Source organism: Dactylosporangium darangshiense, from assembly GCF_039537565.1.
In the GTDB taxonomy this organism is placed as follows: domain Bacteria; phylum Actinomycetota; class Actinomycetes; order Mycobacteriales; family Micromonosporaceae; genus Dactylosporangium; species Dactylosporangium darangshiense.
This window is the reverse complement of sequence record NZ_BAABAT010000150.1, coordinates 1-2,691: the sequence shown is the minus strand read 5'-3', so window position 1 is coordinate 2,691 and position 2,691 is coordinate 1. Positions and strand designations below refer to the sequence as shown.

Genomic DNA, 2,691 nt, shown 5'->3' with positions numbered 1-2,691 from the left:
ACCGGACGGCGGTGGCGTCCCGGTCGAAGTCGATCAGGTCCAGCACCGAACCCACGACCGGCAATGCGACTGCGGTGTCGTTCCACTGCGTCAGTTGCGCCGTCTCCGCCGTAGTGAGCAGCGGCAGTCGCGACACCGGACGCTCCGCATCCGCCGCCACCGCCGCCAACAACGCCCGCAGATGGCCGATGGCACGCGTGATGGTGGTGTGGTCGTACAACGCCGTGGTGTACTCCACCACCCCGTCGATGTCGTCGACGTTCTCGGTGAAGATCAGCCGGATGTCCCATTGGACGGGTACGCCGTCCAGCATCTGGATGTCGGAGTCCGGAAGCTCGGCCGCGGACCCGCTGCGTTGGTAGCGGGCGGCGTCATAGCCGTAGTAGTTGAAGAAGGTCTGGTTCAGCGGCTGCCGGGAGCGGTCGCGCTCGTGGACCACCTGCTCGACGATCAGCGGGAACGGTGCGTCCTGATACGTGTACGACGCCAGCGTCTGCCTCCGGGTCCGCTCCAGCAGCTCGCCGAAGGTCGGGTCGTCGCTCAGGTCGAACCGCACCACCAGCGTGTTGACCAGGAACCCGACGATGCGCTCGGTGTCGGCTCCGCTGCGGTTCGCGATCGGCGTCCCGATGAGCACGTCGTCCTGGCCCGAGTACCGGTTCAGCAGCACCGCATAGACCGTCAACAGGGTCATGAACATCGTCGCGTCGGCGCGCCGTGACGCCTCGCGAAGCCCGGCGACGACGTCGGCCGGAACCCGGAACCGTTGCACCGCCCCGATCGGGACACGGACCGGCGGCCGCGGGTGGTCGACCGGCAGGTCCAGGATCGGCGGGTCGTGCAGCAGATCCCGCCAGTACGCGAGTTGGCGCTCCATCGCGTCGCCGACCAGGGTTTTGCGTTGCAGGATGGCGTAGTCCGCGTACTGCATCTTCAGCGGGGCCAGCGGCGACGGCCGGCCGCCGAGCTCGGCCTCGTACACCGCCAGCAGCTCCTGCCGGATGATCCGGTTCGACCACTCGTCGGTGACGACGTGGTGCATGATCAGCGACAGCAGGTGCTGATCGTCGGCGAGGTGGATCAGCAGCCCGCGGACCAGCGGGCCGGCGGCCAGGTCGAACGGCGTGCGCCAGTCCGCAGCGATCAGCTCGTGCGCGGCGCGGCGCGGATCCGGCTGGTCGGCGACGTCCACGGGGCGCAGCGGAAACGGGCGTACCGGATCGATGACCTGGTGCGGGACGCCGTCCGCGTCAGCGACGATCCGCGTCCGCAGCGCCTCGTGCCGCTCCATGATCACGTCGACGGCGGACGTCAGCGCCGTGACGTCGAGCGGGCCGTCGAACGGGATGTTGAGCGTGGTGTTGTACTCCGCGGTCTCGGGATCCAGCTGTGCCAGGAACCACATGCGCTCCTGCGCGTAGGCAAGCGGGATCGGACCGTCGGGCCGCTCCATGCGCTTGGGGGCCGTAACGGCTTCGCCGCGCAGCCGTCGCTGCAGCAGTTCTCGCTTCGCCTCGGAAAGCATCAGGTTTCTCCCGTGATGGTCGGTGGGGCCGGTCGGACTGGCGTCGGATGCGGGCTCTGGCCGGGGCTCTACGGCGTGCCTCCCGTGTCCGGTTGCCAACGGCCCATCTCGGCGCTCAGCCAGCGGCCGACCGTGGCGGCGCCGGCGCCGTGGATCACTGTGTGGTGCCGGCCGGGCACATCGATCACTCTCGGCGTGCCGCGCAGTAGGGAGCGCCACTGCCGGACCGTCCGGCGCCGCTGCCGGCCCGGTGCGTCCTGCGGGATGAACAGCACGACCGGCCCGTCGTACGCGTCCGGCATCGGCACACGCTCCAGATGCTCGATACTCGCCAGGAAGTTGGTGATCATGACCCGGGCGGCCCGTAGCCGATGCTTGTCGCCGGCGCGGATGCCCGCCTCGTGGGCGCGGCCGAGCGCCGAGTGGCGAAGCACTTCCTCCTCGACGGCGGCGGGCAGCCGGGTGCCGGGCGCGGCCGCGATCGTGGCATCGAGGTCGCGCAGCAGCGCACTCAGCTGCTCCCGCTGTTGCCGTTCGAAGGAGCGGTCGCGGCCGGGCAGCAGATCGACGGACGGACCGATCAGGAACACGCCGCCGACGGTCCGCCCCGCCGCGACGGCCTCCCGCGCCATCTCGACCGCGACGTGGGCCCCCATCGACCAGGCCGCGAGCAACAGCGGCCCGGTGGGCTGCAGTGCCTGCACCTCCTCGAGGTACGCGGACGCCATCGCGGTGATCGAACCCAGCGGCTGGCTGCGTTCGTCGAGTCCGGGCGCCTGCAGCCCGTACACCGGCCGGTCGCCGGCGATCGAACCGGCGAGCTCGTCGAACTCGGTGACGTCACCGGTGGCCGAGTGCACGACGAAGAGCGCGGGGCCGGTGCCGCCGCCGCGAAGCAGGACGGCGGACGTCAGCTCCGGCGCGGCCGCCGGGGCACGCGAGTCGATGAGGGCGGCGAGGGCGGCGATGGTGGGGTGGTCGAACAGCTCGGCGAGGCTGAGGTCGTAGCCGTGCGCCTGGGTCCTGGTGAGGACCTGGATGGCGAGGAGGGAGTGGCCGCCGAGGTTGAAGAAGTCGTCGCCGATGCCGATGTGGTCGAGGTCGAGGAGGTCGGTCCAGATGGTGGTGAGGTGTTGTTCGGTGGGGGTGGTGGGGGGTTGGTAGGT

The 2,691-nt window shown here is 70.5% G+C and carries 2 protein-coding genes; both read right to left on the bottom strand.

Annotated elements, in window-relative coordinates; translation table 11 throughout:
* Positions 1 to 1,525, bottom strand: a 1,525-nt coding sequence (locus tag ABD901_RS58305) for a condensation domain-containing protein (protein ID WP_345144954.1), incomplete at its 3' end; no start/stop codon positions are given.
* Positions 1,526 to 1,593: 68 nt separating this feature from the next.
* Positions 1,594 to 2,691 (bottom strand): thioesterase domain-containing protein (locus ABD901_RS58300; protein ID WP_345144952.1); only part of this gene is annotated, 1,098 nt, incomplete at its 5' end.